Annotated in this window: 19 protein-coding genes; 3 read left to right on the top strand and 16 right to left on the bottom strand. The window is 51.6% G+C overall.

Features of this window, described 5'->3' with window-relative positions; translation table 11 throughout:
- Positions 1–66: 66 nt before the first annotated feature.
- From KZE55_RS00735 to KZE55_RS00725, 3 genes are read right to left on the bottom strand one after another with little or no spacing between them, the layout of a single operon-like run.
- Positions 67–990, bottom strand: coding sequence for an FAD:protein FMN transferase (locus KZE55_RS00735; RefSeq protein WP_056962107.1), 924 nt, complete (start codon positions 988–990; stop codon positions 67–69).
- A gap of 9 nt (positions 991–999) precedes the next feature.
- Positions 1000–2235: an NAD(P)H-dependent oxidoreductase gene (locus KZE55_RS00730; RefSeq protein WP_047768729.1), complete on the bottom strand. Its 1236-nt coding sequence runs from the start codon at positions 2233–2235 to the stop codon at positions 1000–1002.
- Positions 2235–2810 (bottom strand): NADPH-dependent FMN reductase, encoded by a 576-nt coding sequence (locus KZE55_RS00725; RefSeq protein ID WP_222258481.1) that lies wholly within the window; start codon positions 2808–2810, stop codon positions 2235–2237. The genes KZE55_RS00730 and KZE55_RS00725 overlap by 1 nt, the downstream gene beginning before the upstream one ends.
- Positions 2811–3036: 226 nt before the next feature.
- Here KZE55_RS00725 and rlmD point away from each other — a divergent pair, with 226 nt between their 5' ends.
- Together rlmD and KZE55_RS00715 are read left to right on the top strand one after the other, a co-directional pair.
- Positions 3037–4428 (top strand): 23S rRNA (uracil(1939)-C(5))-methyltransferase RlmD, encoded by a 1392-nt coding sequence (gene rlmD, locus KZE55_RS00720; protein WP_222258479.1) that lies wholly within the window; start codon positions 3037–3039, stop codon positions 4426–4428.
- A 63-nt stretch (positions 4429–4491) separates the two neighbouring features.
- Positions 4492–4896: a hypothetical protein gene (locus KZE55_RS00715; RefSeq protein ID WP_222258477.1), complete on the top strand. Its 405-nt coding sequence runs from the start codon at positions 4492–4494 to the stop codon at positions 4894–4896.
- A gap of 66 nt (positions 4897–4962) precedes the next feature.
- Here the strand turns inward: KZE55_RS00715 and KZE55_RS00710 are convergent, their stop codons facing one another.
- The 6 genes from KZE55_RS00710 to KZE55_RS00685 form a co-directional block, all read right to left on the bottom strand.
- Positions 4963–5694: a B3/B4 domain-containing protein gene (locus tag KZE55_RS00710; protein ID WP_222258475.1), complete on the bottom strand. Its 732-nt coding sequence runs from the start codon at positions 5692–5694 to the stop codon at positions 4963–4965.
- 20 nt (positions 5695–5714) lie between these two features.
- A complete protein-coding gene (locus KZE55_RS00705; RefSeq protein WP_222258473.1) occupies positions 5715–6167 on the bottom strand; it encodes a MarR family winged helix-turn-helix transcriptional regulator in 453 nt (150 codons plus the stop codon).
- A gap of 54 nt (positions 6168–6221) precedes the next feature.
- On the bottom strand, positions 6222–6848 hold the full coding sequence (locus KZE55_RS00700) for a GyrI-like domain-containing protein (protein WP_047769870.1): 627 nt from the start codon (positions 6846–6848) through the stop codon (positions 6222–6224).
- A 305-nt stretch (positions 6849–7153) separates the two neighbouring features.
- Complete coding sequence (gene pyrR / locus KZE55_RS00695; protein WP_047769868.1) at positions 7154–7690, bottom strand: bifunctional pyr operon transcriptional regulator/uracil phosphoribosyltransferase PyrR; 537 nt, start codon at positions 7688–7690, stop codon at positions 7154–7156.
- A 171-nt stretch (positions 7691–7861) separates the two neighbouring features.
- Entirely contained in the window at positions 7862–8653 is a 792-nt protein-coding gene (locus tag KZE55_RS00690; RefSeq protein ID WP_222258471.1) for a hypothetical protein, read from the bottom strand.
- 282 nt (positions 8654–8935) lie between these two features.
- Complete coding sequence (locus tag KZE55_RS00685; RefSeq protein ID WP_222258469.1) at positions 8936–10234, bottom strand: adenylosuccinate synthase; 1299 nt, start codon at positions 10232–10234, stop codon at positions 8936–8938.
- Positions 10235–10430: 196 nt separating this feature from the next.
- Here KZE55_RS00685 and KZE55_RS00680 point away from each other — a divergent pair, with 196 nt between their 5' ends.
- Positions 10431–11405 carry a GMP reductase gene (locus KZE55_RS00680; protein ID WP_222258468.1) on the top strand — a complete coding sequence of 325 codons (975 nt, stop codon included), beginning with the start codon at positions 10431–10433 and terminating at the stop codon, positions 11403–11405.
- A 60-nt stretch (positions 11406–11465) separates the two neighbouring features.
- Here KZE55_RS00680 and KZE55_RS00675 read toward each other — a convergent pair whose 3' ends face one another.
- The 7 genes from KZE55_RS00675 to KZE55_RS00645 all read right to left on the bottom strand — a co-directional run bounded on the left by KZE55_RS00675 (position 11466) and on the right by KZE55_RS00645 (position 18516).
- Entirely contained in the window at positions 11466–12728 is a 1263-nt protein-coding gene (locus tag KZE55_RS00675) for a sensor histidine kinase (RefSeq protein WP_222258466.1), read from the bottom strand.
- Positions 12729–12734: 6 nt separating this feature from the next.
- The gene (locus KZE55_RS00670; protein WP_222259822.1) at positions 12735–13394 is read right to left on the bottom strand and encodes a response regulator transcription factor; all 660 of its coding nucleotides are present in this window, start codon (positions 13392–13394) and stop codon (positions 12735–12737) included.
- An 8-nt stretch (positions 13395–13402) separates the two neighbouring features.
- A complete protein-coding gene (locus KZE55_RS00665) occupies positions 13403–14011 on the bottom strand; it encodes a GTP pyrophosphokinase (RefSeq protein ID WP_222258464.1) in 609 nt (202 codons plus the stop codon).
- 81 nt (positions 14012–14092) lie between these two features.
- Positions 14093–15874: a glycerophosphoryl diester phosphodiesterase membrane domain-containing protein gene (locus KZE55_RS00660; protein WP_222258462.1), complete on the bottom strand. Its 1782-nt coding sequence runs from the start codon at positions 15872–15874 to the stop codon at positions 14093–14095.
- A gap of 9 nt (positions 15875–15883) precedes the next feature.
- On the bottom strand, positions 15884–17080 hold the full coding sequence (locus KZE55_RS00655) for an MFS transporter (RefSeq protein ID WP_047769853.1): 1197 nt from the start codon (positions 17078–17080) through the stop codon (positions 15884–15886).
- A gap of 261 nt (positions 17081–17341) precedes the next feature.
- Complete coding sequence (locus tag KZE55_RS00650; RefSeq protein WP_047769851.1) at positions 17342–17638, bottom strand: cupin domain-containing protein; 297 nt, start codon at positions 17636–17638, stop codon at positions 17342–17344.
- Between the two features lie 11 nt (positions 17639–17649).
- On the bottom strand, positions 17650–18516 hold the full coding sequence (locus KZE55_RS00645; RefSeq protein ID WP_222258460.1) for an aldo/keto reductase: 867 nt from the start codon (positions 18514–18516) through the stop codon (positions 17650–17652).
- Positions 18517–18549 lie beyond the last annotated feature (33 nt).

The following is an 18549-nucleotide window of genomic DNA, read 5'->3' as shown; positions in this document are numbered from 1 at the left end:
AATTATAGTCCGGATTTTACTGTTAGAGAACCAAGAATTAATAGTTAATTCCCAGCCTCTATTTTTTTAAATATTGACGTTTACGATATGCTCGTCATTATGGATAAAAACAGCTCCCCGGTTACCCGGTTGTTCTTCCCAGCCGGCAACTGGTTCCTCGTTGAAGAAGAGCCGTTTAGCCTCCACTTCCCCCAGTACGGACCGGTCTGTAAAGACCGTCACACTATTCAGGTCCGTTTCCAAGGGATAACCAGTCCGCGGGTCCAGCAAGTGGTGGTAACGCTTGCCATTTTTCACCAAGAAGCGTTCATAAATTCCCGAGGTAACCGCCGAGCATGCGGACTGGCGAACCGTCTCCATGTTCTGCCCCCGCTTTAGTTGGGGGTCTTGAACACCAATGATCCACTGGCCATCCGGACGACGGGGCGATTTTCCCACAAAGAGGAGGTTGCCGCCTAGGTCAATGATTCCTGCCGGCACCCCGGCGCTTTGCCAGTAGTCACGCAGACGGTCCGCAATGTAACCCTTGGCGATCCCGCCTAAGTCGAGTTCCATCCCCGACTGTTCCAGGTATACCGTCCGGTTCTCATCGTCGAGTAGGACCTGGTAAGGGTCAATCAACCGCAGACGGTCCTTAATCGCGGCATCACTGGGCACATTGGCCCCGCTAAAACCAATCTTCCACAGCTTGACGAGGGGCCCAATCAAGGCGTTAAAGCCAAAGTTCTCCCGGCTGTAGTGAACTGCTAATTTGATGAGGTCGTAGGTCGACTGTGAAACCAACTTCGGTGTCTTACCGGCAGCCTGGTTGACCGACATGACCTCAGAAACCGGCCGGTTAACCGTCAAGCGGTCCTCGTAGCCGTCAATTAGTTTCATCGACTTACTAAGGATTGGGAAATACTGGTCACCGTAAACCGTTAAGACAATCTTGGTACCAAGAGCATGGTGGACCATACTATGCCGTTGGGCCATTAACTCGCTTGCCATCGTGCATTCCTAGTTTTCGGAAGCACCAGTCGTGGCGTCCGCACTTTCGTCGTCAGCGTCAACACTACCGCTTTCTGAAGCTGCAGAAGTGGCGTCACTATCGTCGGCTTGGACTGGTGCCGTTTTCTCTACTGAAGCATTGTCGGCATCGTCATTACCCGTTTCGGATGCCCCGGTTGAAGCGTCAACCGTCTCACTAGCAGCTTCGTTAGTATCGTCGTGCTTAGAAGCACCAGTCGTGGCGTCTGGCTTGTTGTCCCAGGCACCGTTTTCGAAGAGGTTAAGGATGTATTCAACACTTCCCGTGAACTCAATGGTTCCCAGGTAGTGGCCGTCAATGTCACGCAGGGCATAGTATTGGATTAGTGAACGGTGGCCGTTCATCCACAGTGGACGGGTAACGACGTCCTTCTCACCGTCACGGAAACTGTTGATAATCTTGGTGACAATCGGTACAGCCTTCGGTGGGTGGCACTCAGTAATTGGTTCATTTAAGGAAGCCACGCTCCGGACGTGTTCCCGGTTTGGCTTGTCCGAGTACCAGGCAAAGCGGTCAGAACTATCAACCAAGTCAATCTCAAATGGAATTGTACTGAAAATTTGTTGAACTTCTTTTAATGATAGGCGACCCGTTGGGAAATTAATATAGGCATCGCTAATCTTTGGGCGTTTGATTGGCATCTGAACTTCCTCCTCATCGATGTTTTTGAATACCTGAATATACTGAATAAAGTTAGTAAAGCACTTTTCTAGGTTGTCGCGCATGTCTTCATTGATCAGACGGCCATCTTTAGAAAATACGCGGCTAGCCCCACCAATTAATACTTCGTTGCCGGGTAATAAGTTAGCATCACAGTCCGGTGAAATCAGGATTTGCCGCATCTGGACTTGGGAGCGGGCAGATGCTTGACGACCATAAGAAACCCCCACGACCATGACTGGCTTGTGCTTTAGTACTTCAGTATGATAAGAAAGCCATTCCGTGGCACTCTTCAGTGCGGCCGGAATCCCGTGGTCATATTCTGGTGTTGAGAACACGACCCCGTCAGCGGCCTTAACCTTTTGCTTTAACTTCCAGACCTCGGTCTGTTCTTCCAGCGGAACGTCCACACTAAAGGCGGGGAGCTTGCTAATTTCATAAATTTCAATGTCGGCCATTTGCTTAAAGTGCTTCTTCATAAACTTAAGTAAGATCCGGTTGTATGAGAAGTTTGCGTTGGTCCCGACTAAAGCTAAAATCTTCATTAGTCCTTTGCCGCCTCCTTTTTAGCAACCATCCCGTTGATTGCTTCTGCGTATGGCTTAAACTCGCTAATGCACTTATTAAGGAAACTAACTGTCCCCTCATCAGTGATATTGCCATTTTCATCAATCATATCTGCAACGTTGCTCATAAAGAATTCATCACCTTGGAAGACATGGGCATTGACCCCAGGAGAGATCAAGATATCCCGCAATTGAACTTGGGAACGGGAAGAACCCTGCTCATGGGTCGACGCACCGATAATCATTACCGGCTTGTCTTCTAGTGGGTGGAGTTCGTATGACAGCCATTCAATCATGCTCTTCAAAGCAGAGGTGATCGAGTGGTTATATTCTGGACTGGCAATAATTACCGCATCGGCCGCGGCAACCCGGCGGTCAATATCAGCAACTACTTTCGGCGTCTTTCCTTTGTAGTTTTCGTTAAAGAGGGGAACCTTGCGAATGTCAATCACATCGACATCATCAGTATCGCGAAGGTCTTTCGCAATAAACTCTAACAGCATTCGGTTATATGAATGGTTCGCGTTGGATCCTGCAATTGCAGCAATCTTCAAGACATGTCACTTCCTTATAATAATTTATGCAACATTTCACATTGCCATTTTACTATATTTTGGTAAAGAGCGACACCAATCGGCAATAATTATTAGTTACTATTTAAATTATTAGATGATTTTCAAAGATTTGATTATAAAGTCACCCTTTCAATACAGGGCCGGCCGTCACATTCTTAACGGGGAGATGTGCTAAAATAGAGAAACTACTATAAGGAGAGTAAGCATGGCAAAAGATAAAGCTGCGTCACAAGTTGAAGTTAATGTTAGCGACCGTTTTCCCCTGACCATCCGGCGGCTGGGGATTAATGGTCACGGAATTGGTTATTTTAAGCACAAGGTCTGCTTCGTTCCCGGGGCCCTGCCCGGTGAAGTGGTCGTGGCAGAGGTCACTAGAGTTCACCCCCGTTTTCTTGAGGCCAAGATTCATCGGATCCGAAGAAAGAGCAAGTATCGTGTAACCCCCCGCGATAGCTATGCTAATGTGGCTGGTGGCTTCGAACTAGAAAATTTGGCCTACCCGGAGCAATTAAAGTTTAAGCGCCAGGTCGTTATTGATAGTCTGGAAAAATTCCAGCCCTACGGTTACCGCAACTACGAAGTGCGCCCAACCATTGCTGCACCGGAACAGTACCACTACCGGAACAAAGCCCAGTTCCCGGTTCGAATGGTCGACGGGCACGTGGTTGCGGGCCTATATAAGCCCAATAGCCACGACATTGTTGACATGCAGGAGTGTGCCGTCCAAATGCCCCGGACAATGAAAGTTGTCAACACGGTCGTTAAGCTAATTGAGGGCCTTCAAATCCCGGTCTATGATGAGGACCACAACAGCGGGATCATCAAGACAGTTGTGGTTCGCGAATCCTGGACAACCGGTGAAATTCAGCTGACCCTGATTACCAATACCCCTAAGCTGATTCACAAGCACCAGTTACTAGCAGGAATTAAGGACCAGTTGCCAGAAATCATTTCCGTAATGCAAAACGTCAATCCGGGCGACACACCGCTGGTCTGGGGTGATCAGATGATCCACCTGGCCGGTAAGGAAACGATCACCGAGAGCCTAATGGGACTGGACTTTAAGCTCTCTGCCCGGTCATTTTTGCAGCTCAACCCGGAACAAACGGAGACCCTTTATGAACAGGCAGCAGCGGCCCTGGAGCTCGACAAGAACGATACGTTGATCGATGCCTACGCCGGGATTGGGACAATCGGGCTGTCACTTGCCTCCCGAGTTAAGGAAGTCCGGGGGATGGAGGTCATCCCCGAAGCAGTGGCCGACGCTAACGCCAATGCCAAGCTTAACGGCATCACAAACGCCCACTACGAAGTCGGCAAGGCCGAAGACGTGATGCCTAAGTGGCTTGCCGAGGGACACCAGTTTGATGCCCTCGTTGTTGACCCGCCACGGATGGGCCTAGATGAAGCCCTCATCAAGCAAATTCTCAAGGTTAAGCCCCGCAAGTTTGCCTACGTTTCCTGTGGAATGGCATCGCTTGCCCGCAACCTCCGTCGGCTAAACAGTGTCTACCACGTTGATTACATCCAGCCAATCGATATGATGCCGCAGACTGCCCGTTGTGAAGCCATTGTCAAGCTATCATTACGGCATTAAATTAGTGTGACCTCGGCGAGTGTGTTATCATTAATATCTATAAGAAAGAAGTGGAAAAGAGATATGCAAAACCCGTTTGGCAACAACAATAACAACGGTCAAAACCCATTCAATTTAAACAATCTCCCCTTACCACCAAATTACGCAAAGATAGTTAATGATCAAGGTGACATCCGCATCTCCAAGGTGGGGGTCTCATGGACGACCTTGTGGTTTGGTCCGTTTCCGGCCCTCTTCCGGGGTGACTACTATAACTTTATCCTGATGATTGTCCTCGATATCGATTACGCCCTAGTTGCCATGTTCTTTGGTTTGAACTGGCTCTTAGATTTCCCATGGCCGTCACTGGCATTTGCCTTGCTGTACAATATGATGTACTTCAAGCACCTGTTCAACCGCGGCTACCGCCCAGCAGACCAGCGTTCTAAGCAGTTATTGATAAATGCCCGTTACTGGAAGGAAAAATAATTTCCCGGGAAATAAAGAGGCGCTCTAGTATTTGGAAAAATCAAAATACTAGAGCGCCTCTTTATTTTATTTTGTCATGCTATCTGGAACAACCGCAACCGGTTGGCCCTTCGTCAGGTGGAAAACCGGGCTTGGCTGAACACTGAAGTAGCGGTTGATAAGCTTACTTAGTTCTTCCATTGCCTCATTGGCCCGGGTCGACTGCTCCGGATTGACCGCTTCAATCACGGCCACAATGTTTTGTGAATCCGCCGTCAGCATTGTCCGCTGGGCATCCCGCCAGTTTAGACACCGGCAGACAGCACCCTGGTCGTCATAGTAGGCAACCTCACCTGGCAGGGTCGGTTCATCCCCGTCGGCCCCAACCGGCTGGAAGGATTGACCCCCATCAACCTGGCCCAGGTGCATGTCACCGGCAATTTTGTCCCGGTCCTCGATTCCCACCGGGACACCATAAGTCAGGGAAACACTGTTATACACGTCCACTAGGGGGTCAATCGGGTCAAAGTTGCGGCCCTGGTTAACCCGTTTCAGCAGCGCCTCAATCGAAGAACGGGCACCCTTTTTCTTTTTAAACTGCTGGAAGGCGCCCCGCCACTGGTCAACAACCGGGTTCAGGCGGAAGGTCTCGTTCGTTAGAAACTGACCCGCCGCAGCGGTGGCGTCCTTCAACAGTTGCTGACGCTCCGTTAGCTTGGCCTGATCATTGTGGTTATCAATACCGTTTGCATATAGGATATTGACCTGCGCATCTGGGAAGATTTCCCAGAAACTCTGGTCGACAACTACTTTTTGCACAATCTTGCACTCCTCGAACACTAGTATTTCCGTTTGCCACCATGCTTTACAAAGTCCCAGTCACCGTCAATATTGTGGCGGGCCCGACTAAGGAAGTCGTGCAACTGCTCGGCCTCTTTTTCCGTGAACCCCTTAAGGGCAACAGCATTCGAGTGTTCATTTTCCCGAATGATGAAGGGGTAAACCTGCTTTCCCTTTGCGGTAACGTAAAGGTGCTTGATCTTCTTGTTGTCGGGGTCCCGGCGCCGTTCGATCAGGCCGTTTGCCTCTAATTTCTTTACTGCCCGGGCGATGGTGGTACGATCAACTTTTATCAGGTTGGATAACTGTTCCGAAATGATTCCTGGGTGCTCGTAGATCCGAACAAGGTACAGGTACTGCCCCCGCGCCAGGTCAACCTTCTTAAACTCAATGTTGGCGATTGAATCCAGCGCCCGGTCAATCATTCCAATCTCGCGTAAAATATCAACCATGATAAAACTCCTTGCTCAAATACTATAACGATTTTGTTGCAAATGCAATAAAAACTATTTAACGGGTAACCGGAGAACTGTTTTCAGGTTTGCTTCCTGCGTCCGCCGGGGATCAGAAAGGTACAGTTCGTGGTGGTGACGGTGGTCATTAATGTCCAACTGGAGGCCTTTTTTGGCAATGAAGTCATGCAGCTTAGCCACCGTTTCCGGTTCATCATCGTAAGAGCCAATGTGGAGCGCCTGGACACACAGACCTTCGTGCTGAGGTAAAAACTCCACCTTAGAGAAGTCGCCGTCTTTTTTGGCCTGTGCCGTTTGAATCGCCCAGTCAAACGTTGCCCGATCAACAAAGTCAGGCAACCGAATCATCGAAATAAAGTTGAACCGTTCCTTATGCTGGTAATCGACCCCCTTAACACCTTCTTGCCACCAGTAACCCTCAAGTGGCGGGACTACGAAGTCAAAGTATCCCGGAATGTGGTGGTCACCCTTCTTGCTCATCTTAATGGTGTAAGCAACCGGGTACAGCAACTGCAGCGATTGTTGGTACTCACCGTTAGTCTCGTTAGGGTCACCGTGCTCCCGAACTGCCAAGTAATTCATGGCAGGAACATCAATTACCATCGGGCGCTTTCCCGGGTTATATAAGTCTTTCTGCTCTTTTTTAAAACTGTACGCCATAACTGCACCCCCACATCTTGTTGACTCTATTATAATTTAAAAATCACCAGCAAGTGAGCCTGCTGGTGATTTTTGATTTTCTCGGTAACGTGCTCCGGGCCGCCGGACCTACTGTCTAGCTACAGGCCGAACTCGACGCGTTACATAGTCGTTTCTTGGGTTTCATTTCTAATCTCTTTTCCTTCAAGGATAACGTGCTCTGCGGCCGCGCGTCTAGTGCTTAGCATGGCAAAAGGGCCGGACGCTTTTGCGCCCAGCCCTTTTGCCGTGCTAATCATACGGCCCGCTTTTTGGCCGCTCCGCACTCAGTTTCTTTCAATCGTTATATCCTCATGACCGTCATATTCCTCCACAGCAACGTGGACCGTCTCGTCCGCCGCCGTTGGGATGTTCTTACCCACAAAGTCCGGCCGGATTGGCAGTTCCCGGTGCCCCCGGTCTACCAAAACCGCCAGCGAAATCCGCTTCGGCCGGCCCATATCCATCAGGGCATCCAGAGCGGCTCGGACCGTCCGTCCCGTGAACAGTACGTCGTCAACCAGGATAACGTGCTTGTCGGTAATATTAACATCTAGCTGCTTCGTCCGTACAGTTGGCTCAACGTGGTTATCCGGAACGTGCCGGTCATCACGATACAAGGAAACGTCGAGTGCTGCCACTGGAACATCAACGTTTTCCAACTGGTCGAGCCGCTTGGCTAACCGCTTAGCAAGGTAGATTCCCCGGGTCTTGATGCCGACAAAGACCAGGTTCTCGACCCCCTTGTTTTGTTCAATAATTTCGTAGGTAATCCGGGTCAGCGCCCGTTGCATACTAGACCCATCAACAATTTCATGTGCCATTTTTCTGCTCCTCCTTTATCCATCCTCAATTCCATCTTAAAAAAGCCCTCCATCAGCATCGTAAACTAACGGAGAACTCAGTTACTTTCTTCATCGTTCCTTGCTGGTCTCACGGGGCCACTTAAAGGGTATTTACTTTATTTTAATCGGCCAAGAATTAACTGTCAATTATTAGTTGCTAAAGCGGTCGAGCCAGGAGGACAACTTCTGCGAAACCGCGTCCCAAATCTGGTCAAAGCCCGGCTGCTTTTTCAGGTTGTTCACCACGTTAACCCCGTCTTCTGGATCCTGGCGAACTTTGTTGACCACGTTCGTTACCTGAGTTAAGTGCTCCCGGGTGCTAGAATTCTGGGTCTGATCCTGGAGCTGCTGGTTCTGGGACTCAATCTTATCCAAACGGTTGTTCAAGGCCTGCTGGTCGTGATCCTTTTGGTACTGTTGGGCCGCCCCCTTCAGCTGGGCAACCTGGTTTGCCAGCTTCTGGTTATCCGAGCTTAGTTTCGAAATGCTGCTAGAATTCTGCTCAATCTGGCTACTTTGCTGATTATTATTTGCTGCCTGCTCCTGTTGCTGGGCCCGGTTGTGAGCACTGACTCCCCACCATACCAGTAGGAGGATAATCACAACCAGGGCAGCAATTGCCCAGTAGTGCTTCTTCTTGGTCGGTGCTTGCGGTGTTGCTTTAGCTGGTGACTCAACCTGACTGGCTGGCCGGATGTGCAGCGTCACCGACTCCTGGGCGGTCTGCCCGCTAGCATCCATGACGCTTAGTGCGACCGGGTACTCACCCTGCTGGTCAATGTTGACCTGGGTTAAGTTTAGGACAACCTTGTTTGTCAGGTCCTCACCATTGACGCCCGTGGCGTGCACGCCCAACTGGGTCATCAGGTCAGTCTGGTTGATAGTTTGGTGAAGGGGCCAGTCCAGGTAGTGACGGACCATAGTAATTTCAACTTTAGCCATTTATTTAATACCTCGCTTAGATTATTGCCCTAATTATACCGTGTTTATCATAGCAAAAGAAGAAGCTGGAAAAAAGCATCAGAATGCTCCGTATGGCTAGTATAGGGCGATTGTTGGCACGGTACGGGCCAATGATTGTCCGTAATCAATGGACTTGCTTCGCGGCGCTAGACACTAGGAGCACGCTTTTTTCCGCGATTACTATGTAATATTCGGAGAACTAAACGAGGCTGGTGAGAAAACAAAGTTTTCTCCCAGCCTCTTACTTATTAAAATCTTTAATTACTTTTCGGCAATGTCCCATGGGTCCTTAACAATAATTGTTTGGATCCGGTCAGCCCCAACCGAAACGGTGGCCAACGGAACATTGGATAATTCACTAACCCGCTTCAAGTAGTTTTGGGCATTTTCTGGCAGGTCTTCGAACTTCTTAACACCAGTGATGTCTTCGTCCCAACCAGGCAGTTCGTCGTAAACCGGTTCACAGCGTTCCAGCTCCTTCAGGCTAGCTGGGTAGTAGTCGATCTCCTTGCCGTCAAGCTTGTAGGCCTTGCAGATCTTGATGGTCTTCAGGCCGGTCAAGACGTCCAGCAGGTTAAGGCTCAGGCAGGAAAGGCCCGATACCCGCCGTGCGTGGCGCATTGCCACACTGTCGAACCAGCCAACCCGCCGTGGCCGCCCGGTAACGGTCCCGTATTCGTGACCGGTTTCCCGAATTTGGTCACCAACCTCATCAGTCAGTTCAGACGGGAACGGGCCGGCACCGACCCGGGTAGAGTAAGCCTTGCAGATTCCGACAACGGTGTCAATCTTGTTAGGGCCAATCCCAACCCCAGTGCAGACACCACCGGCGATTGGGTTAGAAGCAGTAACGTATGGGTAGGTCCCTTGGTCAACGTCCAGCATTACCCCTTGGGCTCCTTCAAAGAGGACCCGCTTACCGTCGTCAATTGCGTCGTTGACGATCCGGGCAGTGTCGGTGACGTACTTCTTCAGTTCTTGACCGTATTCATAGTAACTTTCAAAAATATCATCAAAGTTGATGGGGTCAACGTGGTAGAGCTTGGTGAACAGTTCGTTCTTTTTTGCCAGGTTCCGTTGTAACTTGATCTTGAAGGTGTCCTTTTCCAGTAAGTCGCACATCCGGATGCCGACCCGGGAAACCTTGTCCATGTAAGTGGGGCCAATCCCGTTCTTGGTCGTCCCAACCTTGTGGTCACCCTTCGCCTTTTCTTGGCACTTATCCAAAAGGATGTGGTACGGGAAGGTAACGTGTGACCGGCTTGAAATCCGGAGACCAGAGGTGTCAATCCCGTTGTCTTGGAGGTAATGCAATTCCTTCAACAAGGCCGGTGGGTTGATAACAACACCGTTACCAATAACCGCTAACTTGTCCTTTCCAAAAATACCAGATGGTACTAACCGCAGGGCAAACTTCTTACCATCAAAAGCGATGGTGTGACCCGCATTGTTTCCACCCTGGGAACGAACGACCACGTCCGCGTTTTGACTCAGGTAATCGGTCATCTTACCTTTCCCTTCGTCTCCCCATTGACTACCAACAATAACAACTGATGACATTATTTTCACCTCATCGTTTATTTTCGTAAAAAGACGTTTTTACTTCACTATCCTACCGAAATTGCCGGCGAAGGTCAATGCTTTTTCGAACAATTTTTAAAAATTACTCAAAAAATGTACGCTCTTATTATTGACGGGTCCCCATCTTTAGTGCATAATAGCATACGGTAATTTTTAACAAAAAGGAGTCATTGCCGTGGAAACGTTCGATTATGATGATATCCAATTAATCCCTAACAAGTGCATTATCAAGAGTAGGAAGGATGCCGACACCAGCGTCAAGTTTGGTCCGAAGACCTTTAAAATCCCGGTGGTTCCGGCCAACATGGAAAGTGTGATTGATGAGGACCTGGCCGTATGGCTCGCCCAAAACGGCTACTACTACGTAATGCACCGGTTCGAACCGGCCGACCGCCTTGGTTTCGTCAAACGGATGCACGAACGGCAGCTCTTTGCTTCCATCTCCGTGGGTATCAAGGATGCGGAGTACGACTTCATTGACCAGTTAAAAGCCGAACATTTACTTCCGGAGTACATTACAATCGATGTTGCCCATGGTCATTCGGATTTTGTCATCAAAATGATTAAGTACATTAAAAAGCAGCTTCCCGGTAGCTTTGTCACGGCCGGGAACGTTGCCACGCCGGAAGCGGTCCGGGACCTGGAAAATGCCGGGGCCGATGCCACTAAGGTGGGGGTCGGGCCCGGTAGGGCCTGCATCACCAAGCTAAAAACTGGTTTTGGAACAGGTGGCTGGCAGCTCGCCGCCATCCGTCTCTGTGCAAAGGCCGCCCGGAAGCCAATCATCGCCGATGGGGGGATCCGCCACAACGGCGACATTGCCAAGTCTGTCCGTTTCGGGGCCTCAATGGTCATGATCGGTTCAATGCTGGCCGGTCACCTGGAGTCCCCTGGCCACGTCATCACGATTGATGGCAAGCAGTATAAGCAGTACTGGGGTTCCGCCTCTGAAGTACAGAAGGGCGCCTACCGGAACGTGGAAGGCAAGCAGATGCTGGTTCCGTTCCGGGGCTCCATTAAGGACACCCTGCAGGAAATGCAAGAAGACCTCCAGTCCTCGATTTCCTATGCCGGGGGCCGCGATCTCGAGTCCATCCGCAAAGTTGACTACGTAATCGTCAAGAACTCCATCATGAATGGTGACTATTAGAAGCCGTGTTACTTAAACATCAAAGGTCCTCATACCAATTTCGGTGTGAGGACCTTTTAATTATTTCTTTTTATTATTGACCGCCTTAAACGCCGCCACAAAAGAAATTTTTCCATCAGCGTAGTGGGCGCTAATCTTGCCGCCAAAGTTACGAACGATCATCTGGGCCATCGACAAGCCGATGCCAAAGCCGGCCTTTTTGTTAACTGTCCGGGCCTTGTCTTCCCGGTAGAAACGCTCAAAGAAGCGGTTGAAGTCGACCTGGTCGCCCTTGGCATAGCTGTTGGTCACCGTCAGGATAACCCCCTTCTTCCGCTTGCTTAGCCGGAGGGCGACACTAACTTCGCCATCCGGGTCACAGTACTTGTTGGCGTTATCCAGGAGGATGCTGACCAGTTCATAGAAGTAGTTCTCGTCGGCGTTGATCATCAGCCCTGGGGCCACCTGCTTACTGAAGTGATGGCCATCCCCTTTGGCCACGTTGGCCATTCCATCAGCCACCTTGTTAGTAACCTGGCTGACGTTAACGGGCTCAATGGTAAAAGTTGGCTGCTCCTGCAGGCGGGCCAGGGAAACCAGGTGGTTGATCAACTCGGTCAACCGGCGGACCTGCTGCTTGGTGCTAGTCGTCAGTTCACTCTCCCCGCTGGTCAGCTCCTGCATCTCCGTGTTAGCCTCAATCACCGTCAACGGGGTCTTCAGTTCGTGCCCGGCGTTGGTGATGAATTCCTTTTGCCGGTGTTCGGCCTCAATGATTGGCCGGATTGCCCGGCGGGAGAAGAGGATCAAGATGGTGGTATAGATAACCAAGCTAATAACACCGAGCAATAGGCCGACATAAATAATTGCCCAGGTCTTGGCCATTAAGAGGCTTTCGTCCAAAAAGACAATCGTGGTCTGGCCCTTGACGTGCTTGCGCTTATAGGCATAGACCGTCTGCCGGTAGAGTACTTGTCCCTGGCCTTTTTGCCGCTCCTGCACCCGCTGGGCCAGGCGCTTAATTTCAGCGGGACTGACCGACAGGATATGCTGGTTATCAATCCTGATCGGTCCCTTGCCATCCGGGATGGTCGCGCTAAAGAAGCGGTACTGGGATAGGCTTTCCCGGGTAAAGTGCGGCTGGGGAATAATCGCCGGCTGGTTCTTCACCTGGCCCCGCGGCATCTGCCCTTCGTTATTGACCAGGATGGTCAGGACAGAATTAACTTCCCGCCGGGACTGAAAGTAAGTGATGGCACTCAGGCCACCGATGATGGGGATAATCACCAGGATTAGCGCACAGGTGGAAAAAACGATGAACCGGTTACGAAAGTGCTGAATCATTTAGCATCACTCCTTCAGCATGTAAAGGCCGCCCTTTTCACCCGCAATCTGGGCGTGCGACTGAATCGAGGATAGCTTCTGACGAAGGTAGGAAATGTTAATCCAGACGTCCTCTTCGTCCGCTTTCTCGTTTCCCCACACGTTATCAAGAATAGCGGCTGGGGACAGGGGCTTACCAGCATTACGGATCAAGTACGCCAGCATCTGCGTCTCCTCCCGGGTCAGACTGATGGAATTGCTGCTTTCCATCACCTGCTCCTCGCTATCCAGGGTGAGGTCGTCAAAGTGGAGGGCCTGTTTGCTCGTAGTCGTCCGCCGCTCCAGTGACCGCAAGCGCGCCAGGAGTTCCCTGAGCGAGAAGGGCTTGGTAATATAGTCATCCGCCCCGGAATCAAGGCCGTTGACCCGGTCATCGACTTCGGCCATCGCCGTCAGCATGATCACGTAGGTCTGGTTACCACTTTCCCGGATTTCCTTGAGGGCCGTGATTCCATCCTTAACAGGCATCATGATGTCTAAGATAATCACGTCATAGGCGTTCTCCTTTGCCAGGTCAACCGCCTTTTGCCCGTTATCAACGGCGTCCACTGTATAGCCGCTGCTGGTCATAGCCATCTTTAATACCCGGGCCAGCTGTTCTTCATCTTCTGCTAGCAGAATTCGCATGTCCTCACCTATCCTTCTTGAATTAGCTGTCGAATCGTCTGCATCTGGACATCGCAGGAGGCGAGCTGGTCGGCGCACCGCTTCAGCTCCTTGCCGATTCGTTCAGGATTCTTGATGTTGTGCTTGTACTTCAATTCGTGTTCCAGACTGGCCCACGAGTCCATCGCAATCGTCCGCAGCTGGATTTCCACATAGAAGTGCCCTGGTTGGTGGCCATCCACGTCTTCAAACGGGGCCACCACGTCCAAAATCAGGTGATAGCTCCGGTAACCGTTGGGCTTAGCGTTAGTAATGTAGTCCTTTTCCTTGACGACCGTGCACCAGTCCGCCTGCCGAATCTGTTTCAGGCAGCGGGTGATGTCACTGATAAAGTTACAGACCAGCCGGACCCCAACGGCATCATGGCACTGGCGAAGGGCCGCGTAGGTGGTCACCGGATAATCCTTCCGGTGGCACTTTTCCACCATGCTATCCGGGTCCTTCACCCGCCCAATCAGGTGCTCGTATAGTTTGGGCTGGTGGTCATCCAGGGTCTGCTGGTTCAGTTGTTGGATTTCCTGTTCGACCCGCGTCAAGACCGCGGACAGACTTTGTTCGTATGGTCCATAGATTGACACTGTAATCACCATTCCTTTTATTAACTACTAAATTATACCAGTGCTTTATTACAATCTGACGGTCCTTTTCTTAAGATTCCCTTACGGCGCGAATTCCGTGCTCGTCGGCACGACCATAATGTAGTTCAAAATCCGCTGAGCATAGCTTTGGTGTCCCTCGTAGCTGGCGATGGCCTGGTTGAGTTCCACCAGGTTGTCGGTAATGATGCCGTCGACGTTCTTGTACATCATCTGCTTCATCACCTGATCATCGTTGACCGTCCAGGCGTAGACGCACTTGTGCTGAAGGTGGGCCAGGGTGATGAAGTCGTAAGTCAAGGTCGAATACTCCATTGAGTAGCCGTTGGCAACCGTGTTCGGGTAGGTGAAATTATAGGGCTGAACGTAGAGGACGTCCAAGTGGGGGTCGTACTTCTTCAGGCCCGTAACCACGCTGTAGTCCAGGGAATGGAGCTGGTCGTGGTGGGCAACCAAAGTGGGCCCGTACTGCCGGACGAAACGCCGCAGCATCCCCGCCGAATCCTGCGGGGTCGTCTTAACTTCGACCAGTAGCTTCTGGTGGAGGCGGTCAGCTGTTTTCAGGTAGTCATCGAAGCTGGCAATCTTGGCCTGGTGACCGTTTTCCCGGGCAGTCAGCTTGGTCAGCTGGCGGAGGGTCAGCTGGTGGGGCGTCTTGTTGACCCCGGTCAGTTCCTTCAGATTTTCGTCGTGGAGGACGACAAACTGGTGGTCCTTAGTTTCGTGAACGTCCATTTCAATGTAATCCGGATGGAGGCGGTGGGTCTTTTCCATCGCCGGAATGGTGTTTTGGACCCCGTTTTCGTCCGCCACGCCCCGGTGGGAGACGGTCACTGGCCGCTGGTCCTCGCTACCGCTGAGGTAGAGGGCGTTACCAACAACGGTGATAAACGTAAGCAGGCCGACCGCAACAACGGTGACCGCCTTCAATCCCCGTGAGGTTGCAAAGTGGTCCCCACTGGCCGGGCCGACAAATTGCTTGAAGACAACGTTGATCGTGACGGTCCCGACCCAGGCCGCAAAGAGCTCACTGCCAAGTTGGACCACCAGCATGTCGAAGATTCCAAAGTAATACGCGCCCTTACCAAGGAAGTGGTCCGCGGCAAACTGAGCGCCCACCGTCGCGGCATACAGGATAGCAGCGATGATTGCTCCTGTCAGGCTCACCACGATGAGGCGGGCAATTGCCGGCCACCATTTACCGCGCCGGGTCTGTCGCCAGCTTGCCCTGAGGGCCGCTTTGGGCCGCTGGCCTCGGTAAACCATCAGGGGCAAGGCATAGAGAAAACGGACGCCCAGGATGATCATCACCGCGTAAAAGGCCAGGAGGACAGTGAGCAGCAGGTCACTTCGCGTCAGGTAGTCCAGGATAAACTGGGGGATTTGCACCTTCGCAAGCAGCGGGGTCCGAAAGACCAGGTCAGCGAAGGGAACCACCAAGACAAAATAACCCAGTAAGACCAGGAGGGAGCTCATGCGCAAGTCCTTCAGCCGGGCCAAGGTGGCCCTGATCAACCGGCGGGCCCCCAGCTGCTCCGTCCTAATCTCCTTGACTCCTAACAGAATCATGGCAAACTGGCCGTAAACTACCAGGAGGATAGCAACCAGCTCTGCCAAAAGGACCAGGACAACAATGGGGTGGTGGGTCACAATCGTCACCACATTTTGGTAGGAGACAAAGGGGATCTCCCCCGCCTGGAGGGCAAAGGTCGTAATCAGGCGAAAGATGGGAATCCAAATTAACTGGATGATTAGGTCCACGCTAATGAAGAGGGTCAGGTATGAAATCCAGTGGCGGTAAAACTGCCGGTTTGCGTGTTGAAGTTCTTGCCAAATCTTTTTCATCGTCGACCCCTACTCTATGTCCTGGTGCTTAACAACCGCCCCATTAAGCTTCTTGCGGTTGCCGAGGTAAATCAACAGGATCAGCGGAACAATGATTAGCATTACCGGATAGAAGAAGGCAACCGGTAGGAAGTCGTCGATTAACCCCCCGAGGATTGGGCCTAGTGACATCCCGATGTCCAGGCCCAAGAAGAAGGTCGCACTGGCCAGCCCCCGTTCGCTTTGGGGCGCGAGCATCATCGCCGTTGACTGGCAGACCGAATAAATGGTCCCGTAACCAAAGGCCATCCCCGCAGCGGCCAGGGCCATTTCCCAGTTCGTGTGCATTACTGCCAGCATTACCAGGTAAAAGGCGGTGGCCACTAAACTGGCAACCAGCCAGATCCCAAAGCGGACCGTGTCGAACTGGTTCCGCAAGAAGAGCCGGATGGCCAGAAGGACGATCGCGTAGATCAAGAAGTAGGCCCCGACAGCAATCGGCAGGTGGCGCTGTTCGGTGTAGCTGACGATATCCGCCTGGGTGGCGAAGTACGGGATGGCAAACAGGGCAATCATCGCCGCAATGGGGATAGAATCGTGTTGAATGATCTTCAGGTGGAAGTGCCCCTTATCGATTGGTCCCTTGGCGGTTGGCAGCGCCCGGTTGTGGACGAATTGGATGGTGACGACCACCATCAGGGCGGCCAAGGCGGAGATAATGATTGCGAGCCGGTAGCCAATGACCGGGTAGATATCAATTGAGATTGCCGGGGCCAGCGACATTGCCAGGGCGTTCATCAAGCCGTAGAAGCTCATTGCCTCCCCCACATGGGAGAAGGGTACCAAGTAGGAAAGCCAGGTCGTCATGCAGACTGTGCACAAGACGTAGCCCAGCCCGTTGACCAACCGACAAAGCAAAAGAACCACGCTATTTGGCGTAAAAACGTAGCCCAAGACCCCAATGAAACTCAGGGCCCCACCAACAAACGACAGTTGGTACTTGGAAAAATGGTCGGTCAGGTTCCCGGCAATTGGCCGCAGGAACATGGCAACGATACTCATCATCCCCACAATTACCCCCGCAAAGGCCCCACTGGCGCCAAGACTCTTCGCGTAGCCGTTGATCAGGGGGTTGCAATACATGTTACTAAACATAAAGAAAAACGATGCGGCCATGACCAGCACAACGTCCTTCGTAAAAATGTGCTCTTTCTTCTGCTTTGCCATTTAATAGCCTTCCTTACTCTGAAAATACTATTTCTACCATAGCACAGAAAAGAAGCTGGGAGAAAACTTTGTTATCTCACCAGCCTCTTTCATTTTTCCGAATATTATGCAGTAATCGCGGAAAAAAAGCGTGCTCCTAGTGGCTAGCGCCGCGAAGCAAGTCCATTGATTACGGACAATTGCCGGCCCGTACCGTGCCAACAATCGTCCTATACTAGCCATACGGAGCACTCTACTGCTTTTTTCCCAGCTTGTTTTTAACTATTGCAACTTCGACTTAATTACCATTACTTCGGTATCGTCGACTGCCTTAAGGTCGTGCCATTCACCGGGAGCCATCTTCACGATATCCCCGGGTACCAAGGTCTCATGGTGGTCGTGGTCAACGTCGCCAAAGATAACCTTCCCCTTGATGGGTACCACAATAACGTCGTACGGAACGTGGTGCTTAGGGACAGCCTTGCCCGCCGGAATCACCAGGTGGGTAACGGTTTGACTGGCTGTCTCGACGATGTTTTCCGCCAGGTCAACGTTGGCGTCGGTTTTAATAAACTGCATCGCGATTCCTCCTAGAAGTCCACGTCGTCAGGGTCAGCACACTGGCCGCCAAGGTTTGGCAGGGCCTCAATCTTCTTCATATCCTCATCGCTGAGTTCAAAGTCAAAGAGCTGGGTGTTTTGGACCATCCGTTCCCTGTGGGTGGACTTTGGCAGTGGGAGGACGCCCCGCTGAATCAACCAACGCAGGGAGATTTGGGCCGCCGTCTTACCGTACTTGTCGGCCAATTGGAGCATCGTCTTATTGGTCATGACCTTGGCGCCCTGACCACCCAGCGGTGCCCACCCTTCGACCAGGATGTTATGAGCTTGCAGGTACTTGACTTCCTCAACGTGTGGCCAGCCGGGGTGGACCTCAATCTGGTCAACCGCTGGGGCCACTTCTGCGGTCCGCATCAGGTCCACAATGTGGTGGGGCATGAAGTTACTGAGACCGAGGGCCCGAATCTTTCCTTCATGGTAAGCCTCTTCCATTGCCCGCCAGGTTTCGGCGTTAATTTCGGCCGCCTTGGTTCCAAATTGCTTCTGGTTAGCTGGCCAGTGGATCAGGTAGAGGTCCAGGTAGTCGAGCTGCATCCGCTGCAGTGTTTCGTCAATGGCCTGCTTAGCCTTCTCGTAGCCGCGGTGGTCGTTCCAGAGCTTGCTGGTGATGAAGAGGCGGTGCCGGTCAATACCGGAGTCCTTGATTCCCTTGCCGACCGCTTCTTCATTGCCGTAGACGGCCGCTGTGTCGATCAGCCGGTAGCCAACGTCAATCGCATCGGCAACTGCCTTTTCTGCAACGTCAGCGGGAGTTCTGAACGTCCCGTAACCAACGCAAGGAATCTTCACCCCATTGTTCAAGTGGTAAATAGAGTTAATATTCTTTAATTCGACCATAAGTACCATCCTTTCTCGTTTACTTGTATTATA

The sequence above is a fragment of the Limosilactobacillus panis genome, assembly GCF_019797825.1.
Taxonomy (GTDB): Bacteria; Bacillota; Bacilli; order Lactobacillales; family Lactobacillaceae; genus Limosilactobacillus; species Limosilactobacillus panis_A.
This window is presented reverse-complemented; position numbering and strand designations above follow the sequence as displayed.